Here is a 13902-nt window from a genome sequence, read left to right on the forward strand (position 1 = left end):
TCAGGACCACTCGTCCGAGCGGACCAGGATGGCGCCGGAGTCCGGGCAGAACACGATGTCGTCCGCGGCCGAAGCCTTGATCTCCGCGAGGTCGCCGGGGCTGAGCTTCATGCCGGAGGCTTCGGAGGTGCCGTGGAACAGCCGGGCCGCGCCCACTCCGCGCTTGGCAAGCGTCTTTTCATAAACCGCCAGCATGCCCGCCTCCAGGCCTGCAGCGAATGCGGCGCGCTGCGCGCGAAGGCCTGCCGCTTCCGTTTCCACCTCCGCGAGGGCCGCGTCAAGCTCGGCCCTGATGGTGGCAAAGGAGCCCTGGATGTCGTCGACAATCTGCTGCTGCGCCGCCTGCCGTTCCCGCAGGCTGTCCAGCCGCTCCATGACCTCCAGCTCCACGTCCTCAAGGTCAGAGCGCCGCTTGTTGAGCGAGGCGATGTCTTTTTGCAGTGCAACCAGGTCCTTGGAAAGGCCGGTGCCGCTGTTGAGCCTGGCCTCGTCGCGTTCGATCCGTGAAGCAACCTGTTCGACGTCGGCTTCCGCCCGCTTAAGCGCGGCCTCGGCATCGTGCACGGCCACCTTGGCTGCTCCCAATTCACCGTTGGCAACAGAGAGCGCGGCTTCGAGGTCCTTGATGCGGGGATCGTTTTCCAGCGTGCGCCGGCGGTTGGTGAGGCCCTTCAACCGGGCGTCCAGCCCCTGCAGTTCAAGCAACTTCAACTGTTCCGCCGGTGCTGCCTTGGCCACTGTTACCTCCGATAAATCCCTTCCGGCCGTAGCCGGGCACCGAACCGGCGCTTCCTAGACTCTAGCGCGTGGCCCCGTTTCCCTGCCTCGACGCATCCCGGGCTGCTGCCTAGCCCGGCGTGAGGATGAAGTCCCAGGGGTCGCTGTTGGTGGTGCTGACCTGGATCTCCACCTCGTGTCCCTGGTCAGCCAGGACGTTGCCCAGGGCGGCCGCGGCCGCAGGCAGCCAAAGCCATTCACTGGCGAAGTGCGACACGTCCACCAGGTACGGCCGTCCGTTGAGGGCGGCTTCGCGCGCCTCGGATGCCGGGTGGTGGCGAAGGTCCGCGGTGACGTAGACGTCGGCGTTGCTGGCGCGCACCTCATTGAACAGCGAATCGCCGGCACCGCCGCACACCGCGATGCGCCGCACCAGTCCGTCCTTGTCGCCGGAGACCCGCACTCCCCCGGCCACTGACGGAAGAATTCCAAACACCCGGGCCGCGAAGTCGCCCAGGCTCATGGCATCCGCCAGGTCGCCCACGCGGCCAATGCCTTCCTCCGGGAGCCCGTTGGCTGCCACCGTGAGCGGGGCGACGTCCTGGAGCCCCAGGGCGTCGGCCAGGACATCGGAAACGCCTCCGACGGCGGAGTCGCCGTTGGTGTGCACGGTCAGCAGTGCCGTTCCCGACTCGATGAGCCGGTGGACTGCCCGGCCCTTCGCCGACGTGGCGGCGACCGACGTGACGCCCTTCAGCAGGAGGGGGTGGTGGGTGATGAGCAGTTCGGCTCCCCACTCAACGGCTTCCTCGATGACCTCCAGCGTGGGATCAACCGCAAACATCACCTTGGTGACGGCGGCGGACGGGTGGCCTGCCACGAGCCCTACCTCGTCCCAGTTTTCCGCCAGGGACTCCGGCCACAGTTCCTCAACTGCCAGGAGCAGTTCGGCCAAAGTGGGAGCGTCCGCGGAACCGGCCGGAGCCGGCGTGTCGGAGGAGGCTTCGCCGTCGTGATCTGCCTGGCCGGTAACGTCGGTGTCCACAGGTTCCATAGTCTTAGTTTTACCCCATCGGCTTGCGGCCGCCGCAGTTTGCGGCATGGCGCGGGGCCGGCAGGGAATGATCCCGGGCCGTCAACCATTGAAGAGGTCATGAAAACTTTTGTTCTTGGCGGAGGTTGCTTCTGGTGCCTTGACGCCGTCTACCAGAAGACACGGGGTGTCACCTCGGTGGTGTCCGGCTACACCGGCGGCCACGATCCCCATCCGGACTACTACTCGGTCTGCAGTGGAACCACTGGCCACGCGGAGGTGGTGGCGGTGACCTTCGACGAGGAGGTTATCCCCGCGGAAGTTGTCCTTGACATGTTCTTCGCCCTTCATGACCCCACCACGCTGAACCGGCAGGGATACGACGTGGGCACCCAGTACCGTTCCTCGATGTTCTACGAGACCACGGAGGAGAAGATCCTGTTCGAGGAAGCCATCGAACGCAACCAGGCGCTGTGGGCGCATCCCATTGTCACCGAGGTCAGCCGCCTGCCGCGGTTCCACGTGGCGGAGGAATTCCATCAGGATTACTACGCCAAACACCCGGAGCAGGGGTATTGCCAGGTGATCATCAACCCCAAGCTGGCCAAGGCCCGGAAATATTACTCTGCATGGCTTAACGCTTAGCCTCCGTTACGCGGCCTCGTTAGGCTGACCTCAGTATTCACCCCTTAGAGATAGGCGTATGTACATGGCACGGATCTATGACGATGTGACGCAACTGGTGGGCGGGACCCCACTGGTCCGGCTGAACCGGCTCAGCGAGGGGCTGGACGCCACCGTTGCCGTGAAGCTGGAGTTCTACAACCCGGCCAACAGCGTCAAGGACCGCATCGGCGTTGCCATCATCGACGCCGCGGAAAAATCGGGCGCCCTGAAGCCCGGCGGCACCATCGTCGAAGGCACCTCCGGCAACACGGGCATCGCCCTCGCCATGGTGGGTGCCGCCCGCGGGTACAAGGTCATCCTCACCATGCCTGAGACCATGTCCACCGAGCGCCGGGTCATGCTGCGCGCCTTCGGTGCCGAGATCGTCCTGACCCCGGGATCCGAGGGCATGCGCGGAGCCGTGGAAAAGGCCCAGGAAATCGTGGCCAACACCGAGAACTCCATTTGGGCCCAGCAGTTCGCCAACGAAGCCAACCCGGAGATCCACCGCAGGACCACCGCCGAGGAAGTCTGGGAAGACACCGACGGAGGCGTGGACATCTTCGTGGCCGGCGTTGGCACCGGTGGAACCATCACCGGCGTCGGGCAGGTCCTGAAGGAACGCAAGCCCGGCGTACAGATCGTGGCGGTGGAACCCAAGGACTCCCCCATCCTGAACGGCGGCGCCCCCGGCCCGCACAAGATCCAGGGACTGGGCGCCAACTTCATCCCGGAGCTGCTGGACACCAGCGTCTACGACGAGGTTATTGACGCGAACCTGGAGGACTCGGTCCGCGTTGCGCGCGAACTGGGCATCAAGGAAGGCATCCTGGGCGGCATCTCCTCCGGCGCCATCGTCTGGGCCGCGCTGGAACTGGCCAAGCGTCCGGAAAATGCCGGCAAGCTGATCGTGGCGGTCGTTTGCGACTTCGGTGAGCGTTACATCTCCACCGTGCTCTATGACGACATCCGCGGCTGATCAGCCCGCCGTCCGCCCGTTTCCTGTAGAAAGAACTTTGTGGGCTTTTTCGCAAGACTGAAGGAAGACCTCGACGCCGCCCGGTCCCACGACCCGGCGGCTCGAGGTTCTTTTGAGAACTTTTTCGCCTATTCCGGCCTGCATGCCATCTGGATCCACCGGCTGACGCACCGCATGTGGCAGAACCCGTCGCTTCGCTTCCCGGCGCGCCTGCTGTCCCAGCTGGGCCGGTCCTGGACCGGTATTGAGATCCATCCGGGTGCCACGATCGGACGTCGTTTCTTCATTGACCATGGCATGGGTGTGGTCATTGGCGAGACAGCCGAGATCGGCGAGGACGTGATGATCTATCACGGCGTCACGCTCGGTGGTCGCTCACTTGCCCGGATCAAACGCCACCCCACCATCGGTGACCGGGTCACCATCGGTGCCGGAGCCAAAATCCTGGGGCCCATCACCATCGGCCGGGACAGTGCCGTCGGCGCCAACGCCGTGGTGGTGAAGGATGCGCCGCCGGAATCGATCGTTACCGGTGTTCCGGCCAAATGGAGGCACCGGGACGCGCAGCGGGAAACCAAGCCCGCCGTCGATCCGGCCGAATACGACATCGAGTACCGGATCTAGAAGTACCAGGCACAGCAAAAGGCGGGCAGTTTCCCGGAGAACCGGGAAACTGCCCGCCTTTGTCATGCGGCGGCAGCTGCTAGTGGGTGTCCACCGCTTCAACTTCGGACTTGTCCTCGCCCCAGAGGGTGTGGAAGGTTCCCTCGGTGTCGATGCGGCCGTAGGTGTGTGCACCGAAGAGGTCGCGCTGGCCCTGGATCAGGGCGGCGGCCACGCGCTTGCGGCGCAGGCCGTCGTAGTACGCCAGCGATGAGGAGAACACCGGCACCGGGATGCCGAGCTGGACGGCGGTGGCAACAACGCGGCGCCACGCCGGCAGGGCGTCTGCAATGGCCTTGGTGAATGCCGGGGCGAACAGCAGGTTGGCCGGCTTCTGGTCCGCGGCGTAGGCCTTGGTGATGTCCTTGAGGAGCTCGGCGCGGATGATGCAGCCGGCGCGCCACAGGGAGGCGATCTCGTCCAGCTTCAGTTCCCAGCCGTATTCCTTGGCGGCCGAGGTCAGCATGTCCAGGCCCTGGGCGTAGGAGACCAGCTTGGAGGCGTAGAGCGCCTGGCGAACGTCCTCAACGAAGCTTTCCGGGATCTCGACGTCGGCCTCGTTGCCTGCCAGCAGTTCCTGGCCCAGCCTGCGCTGCCCGGCCTGGGAGGAGAGGGCGCGGGCGAAGACGGATTCGGCGATGCCGGACACCGGCGAGCCGAGTTCCAGGGCGGAAATGACGGTCCAGCGGCCCGTACCCTTCTGGCCGGCGGCGTCGACGACGACGTCAACGAACGGCTTGCCGGTCTTGGCGTCCACGTGGCCCAGGACCTCGGCGGAAATCTCGATCAGGAAGGATGAAAGCTCCCCCTTGTTCCATTCGGTGAAGATCTTGGCCTGTTCGGCGGGCTCGATGCCGGCACCGGAGCGGAGCAGGTCGAAGGCCTCGCCGATAACCTGCATGTCGGCGTATTCGATGCCGTTGTGGACCATCTTGACGAAGTGGCCGGCGCCGTCGGTGCCGATCCAGGCGCAGCAGGGCTCGCCGTCGACCTTCGCGGAAATCTTCTCCAGCAGCGGGCCGAGGGCCTTGTAGGACTCCTTGGAACCGCCGGGCATGATGGACGGGCCGTTCAGTGCACCCTCTTCGCCGCCGGACACACCGACGCCCACGAAGTGCAGGTCCTTCTTGGCCAGTGCGGCTTCCCGGCGGCGGGTGTCCTCGTAGTGGGAGTTGCCGGCGTCGATGATGATGTCGCCCGGCTCCAGGAGCGGCTCCAGCTGCTCAATGACGGAATCGACCGGCTTGCCGGCCTTGACCATGATGAGCACCCGGCGGGGCTTTTCCAGGGAATCAACAAGTTCCTGGAGGGTCTCGGTCCGGACGAAGTCGCCTTCGGAGCCGTGCTTCTCCAGCAGCGCGTCGGTCTTCTCCACCGACCTGTTGTGCAGGGCAACCGTGAACCCGTTGCGGGCCAGGTTGCGGGCCAGGTTGGCGCCCATGACGGCGAGGCCGGTGACACCGATGTGTGCTGCAGACATCAATAACTCCAATTCATTGTTTGCCCCGGTTGCCGGCTTCCGCAGGCGGGAAGACACCGGGGCAGATCAGGGGGTCGGAATAAAGCATATATATTCTCGCTGTGACGCGAAAGTAACAGCTGCGTAATGGAACCATTGTTTCGGTGCCGGTTCAGGTTGGCCACCGTGCGAACCACCGCGGCAGCGGGCGCACGCACAACCGGGCGTCGGCCAGCAACTAGGCTTAGCAGCATGACCAGCAGCCTCCACCACCGTGCCATCGACAACCTGGGCACCCGGATTATCTCGGGGGATCTCCCGGCGGGCCACGTCATGCTGGCGGAGCAGTTGGAGTATGAACTGAAAGTGTCCCGCTCGGTGATCCGGGAAGCGGTGCGGGTCCTGCAGTCGCTGGGGCTGGTGGAAACCACCAAGCGGGTTGGCATCCGTGTGCTGCCGGCAAGCCGTTGGAATCCTTTCGATCCCCAGGTGATCCGGTGGCGGCTGGCAAGCGACGCACGCGGCGCGCAGCTCCGCTCCCTCGCCGAACTGCGCGCCGCGGTGGAACCCGCGGCCGCCGAACTGGCGGCACAGAATGCCCCTGCACCGCTGCGGATGGAGCTCGTGGACGTTGCCCGTGCAATGCGGGAGGCCGGCAACAACGGCGAAGTTGCACGCTTCCTGGAACTGGACATCCGGTTCCACTCCCTGCTGCTCTCCGGCTCGGGCAACGAGATGTTCGCCAACCTCATGGGCCAGGTGGCCGAGACCCTGACAGGCCGCACCGTTCATGGCCTGATGCCCGACCACCCGCACCAGGCCGCCCTCCAGTGGCACGAGGATGTGGCGCAAGCGATTGCCAGGGGCGATGCCGCGTCCGCGCGCGAAGCCTCTGACCGGATCATGCGGCGCACCATGTCCCAGATGGCCGACACCTGGACGGAACAGCCACGGGTGTTTATCCCCGTTCGACAGTAGCTTCGCTCCGGGGGCCGAAGCTGAGGAGGACTTTTCCGGATTCGGCGGAGTTGCGGGCCATGGTGAAGGCTTCCAGTGCGTTGTCCACGGGGTATTCGTGGGTGATGACGGGCTCGATGTGCAGGGTCCTGTCGGTGAGGGCGGCGATGACGTTATCGATCTCGTCGTTGAACCGGAAGGAGCCTTTGAGGTCGAGTTCGCGGGTGATGGCCAGGGAGATCAGTACCGGCTGCGGCCCGGTGGGCAGCAGGCCCACCATCACCACGGTGCCGCCGCGGGCCGCGCCCTGGATGGCGGAGGCCAGGCCGTGGTGGTTGCCGGAGGATTCAATCACGACGTCGGCCTCCACGGCGGCGATCGCCTCCGCATCGCCGGCGGTGATCACCTGGTCCGCTCCCACGGCTTGGGCGATTTCCAGTGGTGTGGGGTGCACGTCGACGGCGGTGATCCGGGCCGCGCCGGCGCGTTTCAGGACGGCGACGGCGAGGGCCCCAATGGGCCCGGACCCGATCACGAGCGCCGATTTGCCGGCCACGTCCCCGGCCCGGGAGACGGCGTGCCAGGCCACGGCGGCCGGCTCGATCAACGCGGCGGTCCGCAGGCCAACACCGTTGGGCAGGGGCCGGAGCATCCGGGTGGGGAGGTTCACGTACCGGCTGAACGCCCCGTCCGTGTGCGGGAACCGCGCGGCACTGCCCAGGTAGGTGCAGCCCGGGGACAGGTTGGGCCGGTCCGCCGGGTAACGTGCGGCACCCGGGCCCGGGGTGGCCGGATGGACCGCCACCGCAGTGCCCGCGGCCGGGCCGGTCCCGTCAGCCGCGGCCCGGACCACCGTCCCGGAAATCTCATGGCCCAGCACCAGCGGCGCCCTCAGGATCGACTCCCCGGCCGCGCCGTGCAGCCAGTAGTGCAGGTCCGACCCGCAAATCCCGCCGAACGCCACCTCGACCACCGCCTCATCCGCGGCCGGAGCGGTATGGGCCAGTTCGTCGATCCGCAGATCGTTGGCGGCGTGCGCCACCACGGCCGGGCCGGACACGGGGAGTGCTGTATCCAGTGCCATCAGACCACCACCGTCATTCCGCCATCGATAAAAATAGTCTGCCCGTTCACGAAATCAGACCCGTCCGAGGCCAGCCACACGGCCGGCCCGGCCAGGTCCTGCACGGTCCCCCACCGGTTGGCCGGGGTCCGGCCCAGGATCCAGGAGTTGAACTGCTCATCATCCACCAGGTTCTGCGTCATCTCCGTATGGATATAGCCCGGCGCGATCCCGTTGATCTGCAACCCGGACCCGGCCCACTCCGCCGTCATCGCCCGGGTCAGGTTCCGCAGCCCGCCCTTCGCCGCAATGTACGGCGCGATCGTGGGGCGGGCCAGGTCCGTCTGCACCGAGCAGATGTTGACGATCTTCCCCCGCCCCCGCGGGATCATGTACCGCGCTGCTTCCCGGCCCACCAGGAACGCGCTGGTCAGGTCCGTGGAAATCACCCGTTCCCAATCCTTCACGTCCAAATCCAGCATCGGCACCCGGTGCTGGATCCCTGCATTGTTCACCAGGATCTCCAACGGCCCCACATGCTCCTCCACCCATGCCACCCCGCGCGCCGCCCCGGCGTCGCTCGTCACGTCAAAAGCGACACTGTGAACCCGGCCCGGAGCGTAGTCGGCGGCCATCGCCGCCGCGGCATCCTTGAGCCGCTCCCCGTTGATACCGTTCAACACCACCGTTGCCCCGGCGTCGGCCAGTGCCCGCGCCAACGCGTTGCCAATCCCCCGGCTGGACCCCGTCACCAAGGCAACCCGGCCGGTCAAATCAAACAAAGAACTCATGGTGCAACTGTTCCTTCCGCCGCTCCCGCGGCTCCTTGACTGAGGTTGGAGACCACCTGCCGCACGACGGCAAGGTCCTGGTCGCCGAGGCCCTGGCGCCTTAGCTCCGCGTAGAGCTCGATGCCGGCCGCTGCCATTGGGGTTGCCACGCCCGCCGCCTCGGCGGCATCCAGCACAAACCCAAGGTCCTTGTGCATGAATTTGGCCGGGCCGGTGGGGGTGTAATCCTTGCTGACCAGGCGCGGGCCCACGATCTCCAGGACCCTGCTCGCGGCCAAGCCGCCGGACAGGACCTCGAACAGTGCCGCCGGATCCAGCCCGGAGCGTTCGGCAAGTTCGGCAGCCTCGGCAAGCGCCGCCGTCGTGGTCCCCACCACCAACTGGTTGCAGGCCTTGGCAAGTGAGCCCGCGCCCAGTGGGCCAAGGTGGCGCACTGTGGTACCCATGGTCCGCAGCAGGGGCTCAACGCGGCGGAAGGACTGTTCGTCGTCCGCGCCTGCCATGATGGCGAGGGTGCCGTCCGCCGCACCCTTGGTGCCTCCGCTCACGGGTGCATCCACGACCCGTGCGTTGCCGGAACTGAACTCCCGGACGCGCCGCCCGAATTCCTGTACGCCGGTGGGCGAAACGCTGCTCATGACCAGCAGGACGGTATTCGGTGCCGGCGGGTTCTGCTTCCAGCTCTCCAGCAGGTCATGTGCTGTTTCCTCTATGTGTGGCAGGTCAGGCAGCATGAACACGATGGCGGGGAGGTTCCGCATCTCCACGACCCGCTCAACGGCACACCCGCCGAGGTCCTGCAGCCGGGTGAGCGCTTCAGGCGACCGGTTCCAGCCGCTGACCTGCCAGCCCCCTGCGATGGCATTGGAAGCCATCAAATTACCCATATGCCCCAGGCCCACGAAGCCTGCCCGCTTGTCCTCCATGATCTGCCTCACATCGTCGTGCTGGAAAGAGTTGTTCAATATCCTAGTCACAATTCAGCATAATGAACTCCATAGTGCTTGGAATTACGTTTCCGCTGCTGTCCGGGTTGAGGCAGGTTTTATGGACCTCACTGGTGGGCGACTGATCCTCAAGGACCTTCCCGTGAACCTAGGGATCCCACGAATCCTCCACGTCCAACCCGCCGCCCGGCGGTGCCATAGTGTCCATTCATGTGAACAACAACCACCATGACGGCCTGTGAACGGCGGTTTTCGTGGCCCTGATCCAACGTGAAGCAGCCGAACGGCGCATGACTTTTTGTTTCCAGCAGTTCACGGTATATTCATCCCAAGCCCTCCACCGCGGCATCCCCCAATAGCCGCGGTGGAGGGTTTTCCAATGCCGGAAAGTCAACGCCGGCGTGATGCCTGCGTATCCAGGCATTGATCGTCAAGCTGCGTCCGCTGCCGTGTCCCGTAACCTCCAGCCTCCGCCGATCCCATCGCGCTGGAGGTACATGGTGGTCAGCGCTGACTTGCTGTTGTTGCCCAGCCGCACCTGCAGCTGCAGGACTTCGACGTCCACACCACTGTTGCCCTTCGGCATCCGCCGGCTGGTTTCCCACCAGTTGATGCGCTCGAACCACCTGACCGGCTCGGCACCAACCGCCCATTCCCTGCCCCGGCTCAGCACCGTCGTCGGTATTCCGTTGCTGTCTGTGTGCACCATGACATGTTCCATTCCTGCAACGTATGGCAAGGGTCCGACAATGACGGCAGGAGGGCGGGCAGCAAAAAACCCGCCGCCCGCCGGTAAGGCGGGGACAGCGGGTTTGTAGTTTGGTGGGTCCTACCGGGATCGAACCGATGACATCCACGGTGTAAACGTGGCGCTCTACCAGCTGAGCTAAAGACCCAAATCACGCGGTTTCCGGCCGGACTGCCGCAACCAACGAACATAAACTCTACCCGACAGGGGACCGGAAACGCGAATCCGCGCACCGAACCGCCTGAGGTGTCCCTACAGGGCGGGGAGTTCGGCCGCGAGGTAGCCCAGCGCCTGGCTGACGCCGGCTTCAAGCTTGACGGTCGCCTTGTCATCACCACGGGTGGCGCCCCGGTTGATGATCACCACCGGCTTGGATTCCTTGGCCGCATGCCGCACAAACCGAAGACCGCTCATGACCGTCAGGGAAGAACCGGCAACCACCAGCGCGGCTGCCCCGTCCACCATGGCGTACGAACGTTCCACCCGGTCCTTGGGCACATTTTCCCCAAAGTAGACGAAGTCCGGCTTCAGGGTACCGCCACAGGCAGGACAGACCGGCACCACGAAGCTGCTGATGAGGGCCTGGTCCTCCACGGTGGCGTCAGCATCCGGCGCCATCTCCACCAACCCGGACGCCGCTGCCCGTTCCAGGAATCCGGGGTTGAGTTCCTCGAAAACACCGGCCAGGAGGCGCCGGGTGTAGGTCCGCCCGCAGTCGAGGCATATCACCTGGTCATACCGGCCGTGCAGATCGACGACGTTGGAGCTGCCGGCGTCCTGGTGCAGGCGGTCAACGTTCTGGGTAATGAGGCCCGTGAGGTAACCGCGGCGTTCCAGCTCTGCTGCTGAATAGTGGCCCACGTTCGGGTCCGCGTGCCGCATATGGGACCACCCGATGTGGTTCCGGGCCCAGTAGCGGCGCCGGTTGGCCGCGTCCCGGACAAACTCCTGGTAGGTCATGGGCTGCCGCGGCGGCGAGTCCGGGCCACGGTAGTCCGGAATGCCGGAGTCGGTGCTCAGGCCCGCGCCCGTCAGCAGGGCGAACGGGGCACCGGCAAGCAGGTCGCGGATCCTGGCCAGCACCTCGAGGTCATCGCCTGACAGCGGAGCAGGGGCTACCGGCGGCATGCTGGCAAAGCCGGTAAGGCCCGTCCCCCGCCGATGTTCCGCCATGGTCGATCAGGCCTGATTCAGATCCGCCAGGGCCGCGCGGTATTCGGCGAAGTCCCGGGCCTGTCCGCGGGGATTCACAACGCTGTAACGGATCCTGCCGTCGGCGTCGATGATGAAGGTGGCGCGCTTGGCCATGCCACTGACGTCGTCGAACACACCGTAAGCACTGGCCACGGCCCCATGCGGCCAGAAGTCGGCAAGGAGGTCGAAGCTGTAGCCTTCCTGCGCCGCATAGGCCCGGAGGCTGAACTTGCTGTCCACGGACACTGCAAGGACCACCGCGTTCGAATCCTCGAATGTGGCCAGGTTGTCCCGTATCTCGCACAGTTCACCCGTGCAGATCCCCGAGAATGCAAACGGGTAGAAGACCAGGGCCACGTTCTGCCCCCGGAAGGATGACAGCGTCACGGGCTCGCCGTACTGGTTGGCAAGCTCGAAGTCGGGCGCTTCCGCGCCCAGTGCAGGAACAGCTGCGGAAGCGGCCTCAACCGCTGACGTCATTTGTTCTTCCTGCTGACAAGGCGGGTTGCACTCCAGTCCTTCGAGACTCCCGCTGAGGTGGTGACGTGCAGGCCGGCGGTGGGTGCGGCTTCCTGGATGTCTGCTGGCGAGACGTAGCCGTCCCTGCCTGACTTGGGGGTGAGGACCCAGACAACACCGTTTTCGCTCAGGGTAGTGAGGGAATCCATCAGGCTGTCCACCAGGTCCCCGTCGCCGTCGCGCCACCACAGGATGACGGCGTCCGCCACCTCGTGATCGTCCTCGTCCAGCAACTCGGAACCTGTGAGGTCCTCAATATCGTCACGCAAGTCGAAATCGACATCGTCGTCGTAACCGAACTCCTGAATCAGATCCCCGTTCTTGAAACCCAATTTTTCCGCCACATTTACCGAAGTGGCGGCGTCGGCCTCGCTCACGTGTTCCTCCAATACCTCATATATGCAGTGTGCATAGTGATTTCCATTACTCCCAAGCCAACACCCTTTGTGCCTGCGCTTCAAGCTGCCGCCCCCGGGACTGCGCATATTCTGCGTCACATCCGGCTTCAGCATCCCCGTCACAAGGGCTTTTTGTCACACAACCAGTATGACGAACGAAATACAACCGCAGCACCTGACCCGCGGCTACGCATCGCGTTGCGGTCAGGGCTAGAGTGGCTGGTGACAACTATGGCTGCGGGACGACAACCTTGTGACTCCGTGCAGACATAGGAGCGCTAGGAAGCTGCCCGGCACACATGCCCGGGCTGTTGTAACCGATACGTCGCACACGGCGTATGTACGCCGGGCAGTCACCCTGCCTGGCCTGAGTGCGCCGATTCATGCGCGCAAAGAGAGGTTGGACGTGGCTGCAGGAGAAGATACCTCCCATATCCTCAGCGGGTTGACTAACCAGCTGCCTGATCGTGATCCGGAAGAGACTGCCGAGTGGGTTGAGTCCCTGGATGCGTTGCCCCGCCCGTGCTCNCGTGGCTGCAGGAGAAGATACCTCCCATATCCTCAGCGGGTTGACTAACCAGCTGCCTGATCGTGATCCGGAAGAGACTGCCGAGTGGGTTGAGTCCCTGGATGCGTTGATCAGGGAACAGGGCACCGAGCGTGCCCAATACATCATGCGGAGCCTGCTGCAGCGCGCCGGCGCGCAGAGCGTCGGGGTGCCGATGGTGACCACCACCGATTACGTGAACACGATCCCGGTGGACCAGGAAGCCCAGTTCCCGGGCAACGAGGAGTACGAGCGCCGGTACCGGGCCTACATGCGGTGGAACGCTGCGGTCATGGTCCACCGGGCGCAGCGGCCCGATATCGGCGTCGGCGGGCACATCTCCACCTACGCCGGTGCCGCGACCCTGTACGAGGTCGGGTTCAACCACTTCTTCCGCGGCAAGGACCACCCCGGCGGCGGGGACCAGGTCTTCTTCCAGGGCCACGCCTCCCCCGGCATGTACGCCCGGGCGTTCATGGAAGGACGCCTCTCCGAGGAGGACCTGGACGGGTTCCGGCAGGAAAAGTCCCGCGAGGGCCAYGCCCTGTCCTCCTACCCGCACCCGCGCCTGATGCCGCACTTCTGGGAATTCCCCACCGTGTCCATGGGCATCGGCCCGATGAACGCGATCTACCAGGCSCAGAACAACCGGTACCTGCACAACCGGGGCCTGAAAGACACCTCSGACCAGCAGGTCTGGGCGTTCCTGGGCGACGGCGAAATGGACGAACCCGAATCCCGCGGCCTGCTGCAGCTGGCGGCGAACGAAAACCTGGACAACCTGAACTTCGTSATCAACTGCAACCTCCAGCGCCTGGACGGGCCGGTGCGCGGCAACGGCAAGATCATGCAGGAACTCGAAGCGTTCTTCCGCGGCGCGGGCTGGAACGTGATCAAGGTCGTCTGGGGCCGGGAATGGGATGACCTGCTCACCCGCGACACCGACGGGTCCCTGGTGAAAATCATGAACGAAACCGTCGACGGGGACTACCAGACCTACAAAGCCGAATCCGGCGGGTTCGTCCGCGAACACTTCTTCGGCAAAACCCCGCAGACCAAAGACCTCGTCGCGGACCTCACCGACGACCAGATCTGGAACCTCAAACGCGGCGGCCACGACTACCGCAAGGTCTACGCAGCCTACAAAGCCGCCACCGAATTCAAGGGCAAACCCACCGTCATCCTCGCCCACACCGTCAAGGGCTACGGCCTGGGACCGCG

General features: G+C 65.1%; 14 protein-coding genes, 1 tRNA gene and 1 pseudogene. 5 read left to right on the top strand and 11 right to left on the bottom strand.

Features of this window, described 5'->3' with window-relative positions; all coding sequences use genetic code 11:
• Positions 1 to 738 carry a zinc ribbon domain-containing protein gene (locus ASG79_RS10770; RefSeq protein ID WP_056390741.1) on the bottom strand — a complete coding sequence of 246 codons (738 nt, stop codon included), beginning with the start codon at positions 736 to 738 and terminating at the stop codon, positions 1 to 3.
• Positions 739 to 847: 109 nt separating this feature from the next.
• The gene (locus tag ASG79_RS10775) at positions 848 to 1771 is read right to left on the bottom strand and encodes a Nif3-like dinuclear metal center hexameric protein (protein WP_200831090.1); all 924 of its coding nucleotides are present in this window, start codon (positions 1769 to 1771) and stop codon (positions 848 to 850) included.
• Positions 1772 to 1870: 99 nt separating this feature from the next.
• On the opposite strand from ASG79_RS10775, the gene msrA reads away from it, so the two are divergent.
• The 3 genes from msrA (at position 1871) to epsC (ending at position 4019) form a co-directional block, all read left to right on the top strand.
• The gene (gene msrA / locus ASG79_RS10780) at positions 1871 to 2395 is read left to right on the top strand and encodes a peptide-methionine (S)-S-oxide reductase MsrA (RefSeq protein WP_056390749.1); all 525 of its coding nucleotides are present in this window, start codon (positions 1871 to 1873) and stop codon (positions 2393 to 2395) included.
• 64 nt (positions 2396 to 2459) lie between these two features.
• The gene (gene cysK / locus ASG79_RS10785; protein WP_056390873.1) at positions 2460 to 3395 is read left to right on the top strand and encodes a cysteine synthase A; all 936 of its coding nucleotides are present in this window, start codon (positions 2460 to 2462) and stop codon (positions 3393 to 3395) included.
• A gap of 39 nt (positions 3396 to 3434) precedes the next feature.
• Positions 3435 to 4019: a serine O-acetyltransferase EpsC gene (gene epsC, locus ASG79_RS10790; RefSeq protein WP_018769514.1), complete on the top strand. Its 585-nt coding sequence runs from the start codon at positions 3435 to 3437 to the stop codon at positions 4017 to 4019.
• 79 nt (positions 4020 to 4098) lie between these two features.
• Here epsC and gndA read toward each other — a convergent pair whose 3' ends face one another.
• Positions 4099 to 5538, bottom strand: coding sequence for an NADP-dependent phosphogluconate dehydrogenase (gene gndA / locus ASG79_RS10795; RefSeq protein WP_018769515.1), 1440 nt, complete (start codon positions 5536 to 5538; stop codon positions 4099 to 4101).
• Between the two features lie 231 nt (positions 5539 to 5769).
• Here gndA and ASG79_RS10800 point away from each other — a divergent pair, with 231 nt between their 5' ends.
• Complete coding sequence (locus ASG79_RS10800; RefSeq protein ID WP_056390751.1) at positions 5770 to 6495, top strand: FadR/GntR family transcriptional regulator; 726 nt, start codon at positions 5770 to 5772, stop codon at positions 6493 to 6495.
• Here the strand turns inward: ASG79_RS10800 and ASG79_RS10805 are convergent.
• From ASG79_RS10805 to ASG79_RS10840, 8 genes are all read right to left on the bottom strand, one after another.
• A complete protein-coding gene (locus ASG79_RS10805; protein WP_056390754.1) occupies positions 6476 to 7558 on the bottom strand; it encodes an L-idonate 5-dehydrogenase in 1083 nt (360 codons plus the stop codon). The genes ASG79_RS10800 and ASG79_RS10805 overlap by 20 nt on opposite strands.
• Positions 7558 to 8328 carry an SDR family oxidoreductase gene (locus tag ASG79_RS10810; RefSeq protein WP_056390760.1) on the bottom strand — a complete coding sequence of 257 codons (771 nt, stop codon included), beginning with the start codon at positions 8326 to 8328 and terminating at the stop codon, positions 7558 to 7560. Before ASG79_RS10810 ends, ASG79_RS10805 begins: the two co-directional genes overlap by 1 nt.
• A complete protein-coding gene (locus tag ASG79_RS10815) occupies positions 8325 to 9254 on the bottom strand; it encodes an NAD(P)-dependent oxidoreductase (RefSeq protein WP_056390876.1) in 930 nt (309 codons plus the stop codon). The genes ASG79_RS10810 and ASG79_RS10815 overlap by 4 nt, the downstream gene beginning before the upstream one ends.
• 451 nt (positions 9255 to 9705) lie before the next feature.
• Positions 9706 to 9984 (bottom strand): hypothetical protein, encoded by a 279-nt coding sequence (locus tag ASG79_RS10820; protein ID WP_082581725.1) that lies wholly within the window; start codon positions 9982 to 9984, stop codon positions 9706 to 9708.
• Between the two features lie 111 nt (positions 9985 to 10095).
• Positions 10096 to 10171 (bottom strand) — tRNA-Val (locus tag ASG79_RS10825).
• Positions 10172 to 10275: 104 nt separating this feature from the next.
• Positions 10276 to 11196: an NAD-dependent protein deacetylase gene (locus tag ASG79_RS10830; RefSeq protein ID WP_056390765.1), complete on the bottom strand. Its 921-nt coding sequence runs from the start codon at positions 11194 to 11196 to the stop codon at positions 10276 to 10278.
• Positions 11197 to 11202: 6 nt separating this feature from the next.
• Positions 11203 to 11697 (bottom strand): peroxiredoxin, encoded by a 495-nt coding sequence (locus ASG79_RS10835; RefSeq protein ID WP_056390768.1) that lies wholly within the window; start codon positions 11695 to 11697, stop codon positions 11203 to 11205.
• Positions 11694 to 12113 (bottom strand): DUF3052 domain-containing protein, encoded by a 420-nt coding sequence (locus tag ASG79_RS10840; protein WP_026265808.1) that lies wholly within the window; start codon positions 12111 to 12113, stop codon positions 11694 to 11696. Before ASG79_RS10840 ends, ASG79_RS10835 begins: the two co-directional genes overlap by 4 nt.
• Before the next feature lie 551 nt (positions 12114 to 12664).
• Here ASG79_RS10840 and ASG79_RS10845 point away from each other — a divergent pair.
• Positions 12665 to 13902 (top strand): annotated as a pseudogene (locus ASG79_RS10845) (pyruvate dehydrogenase (acetyl-transferring), homodimeric type); the annotation flags it as partial.

The sequence above is a fragment of the Arthrobacter sp. Soil761 genome, assembly GCF_001428325.1.
Classification (GTDB): Bacteria; Actinomycetota; Actinomycetes; order Actinomycetales; family Micrococcaceae; genus Arthrobacter.

What these genes read in the sequence shown, in the direction of transcription:
- cysK (WP_056390873.1), top strand. Translation starts at nt 2,460, where the DNA reads ATGGCACGGATCTATGACGATGTGACGCAACTGGTGGGCGGGACCCCA.
- ASG79_RS10800 (WP_056390751.1), top strand. Translation starts at nt 5,770, where the DNA reads ATGACCAGCAGCCTCCACCACCGTGCCATCGACAACCTGGGCACCCGG.
- ASG79_RS10810 (WP_056390760.1), bottom strand. Translation starts at nt 8,328, where the DNA reads ATGAGTTCTTTGTTTGATTTGACCGGCCGGGTTGCCTTGGTGACGGGG.
- ASG79_RS10775 (WP_200831090.1), bottom strand. Translation starts at nt 1,771, where the DNA reads ATGGAACCTGTGGACACCGACGTTACCGGCCAGGCAGATCACGACGGC.
- ASG79_RS10820 (WP_082581725.1), bottom strand. Translation starts at nt 9,984, where the DNA reads ATGGTGCACACAGACAGCAACGGAATACCGACGACGGTGCTGAGCCGG.
- ASG79_RS10805 (WP_056390754.1), bottom strand. Translation starts at nt 7,558, where the DNA reads ATGGCACTGGATACAGCACTCCCCGTGTCCGGCCCGGCCGTGGTGGCG.
- msrA (WP_056390749.1), top strand. Translation starts at nt 1,871, where the DNA reads ATGAAAACTTTTGTTCTTGGCGGAGGTTGCTTCTGGTGCCTTGACGCC.
- ASG79_RS10815 (WP_056390876.1), bottom strand. Translation starts at nt 9,254, where the DNA reads ATGGAGGACAAGCGGGCAGGCTTCGTGGGCCTGGGGCATATGGGTAAT.
- ASG79_RS10830 (WP_056390765.1), bottom strand. Translation starts at nt 11,196, where the DNA reads ATGGCGGAACATCGGCGGGGGACGGGCCTTACCGGCTTTGCCAGCATG.
- gndA (WP_018769515.1), bottom strand. Translation starts at nt 5,538, where the DNA reads ATGTCTGCAGCACACATCGGTGTCACCGGCCTCGCCGTCATGGGCGCC.
- ASG79_RS10835 (WP_056390768.1), bottom strand. Translation starts at nt 11,697, where the DNA reads ATGACGTCAGCGGTTGAGGCCGCTTCCGCAGCTGTTCCTGCACTGGGC.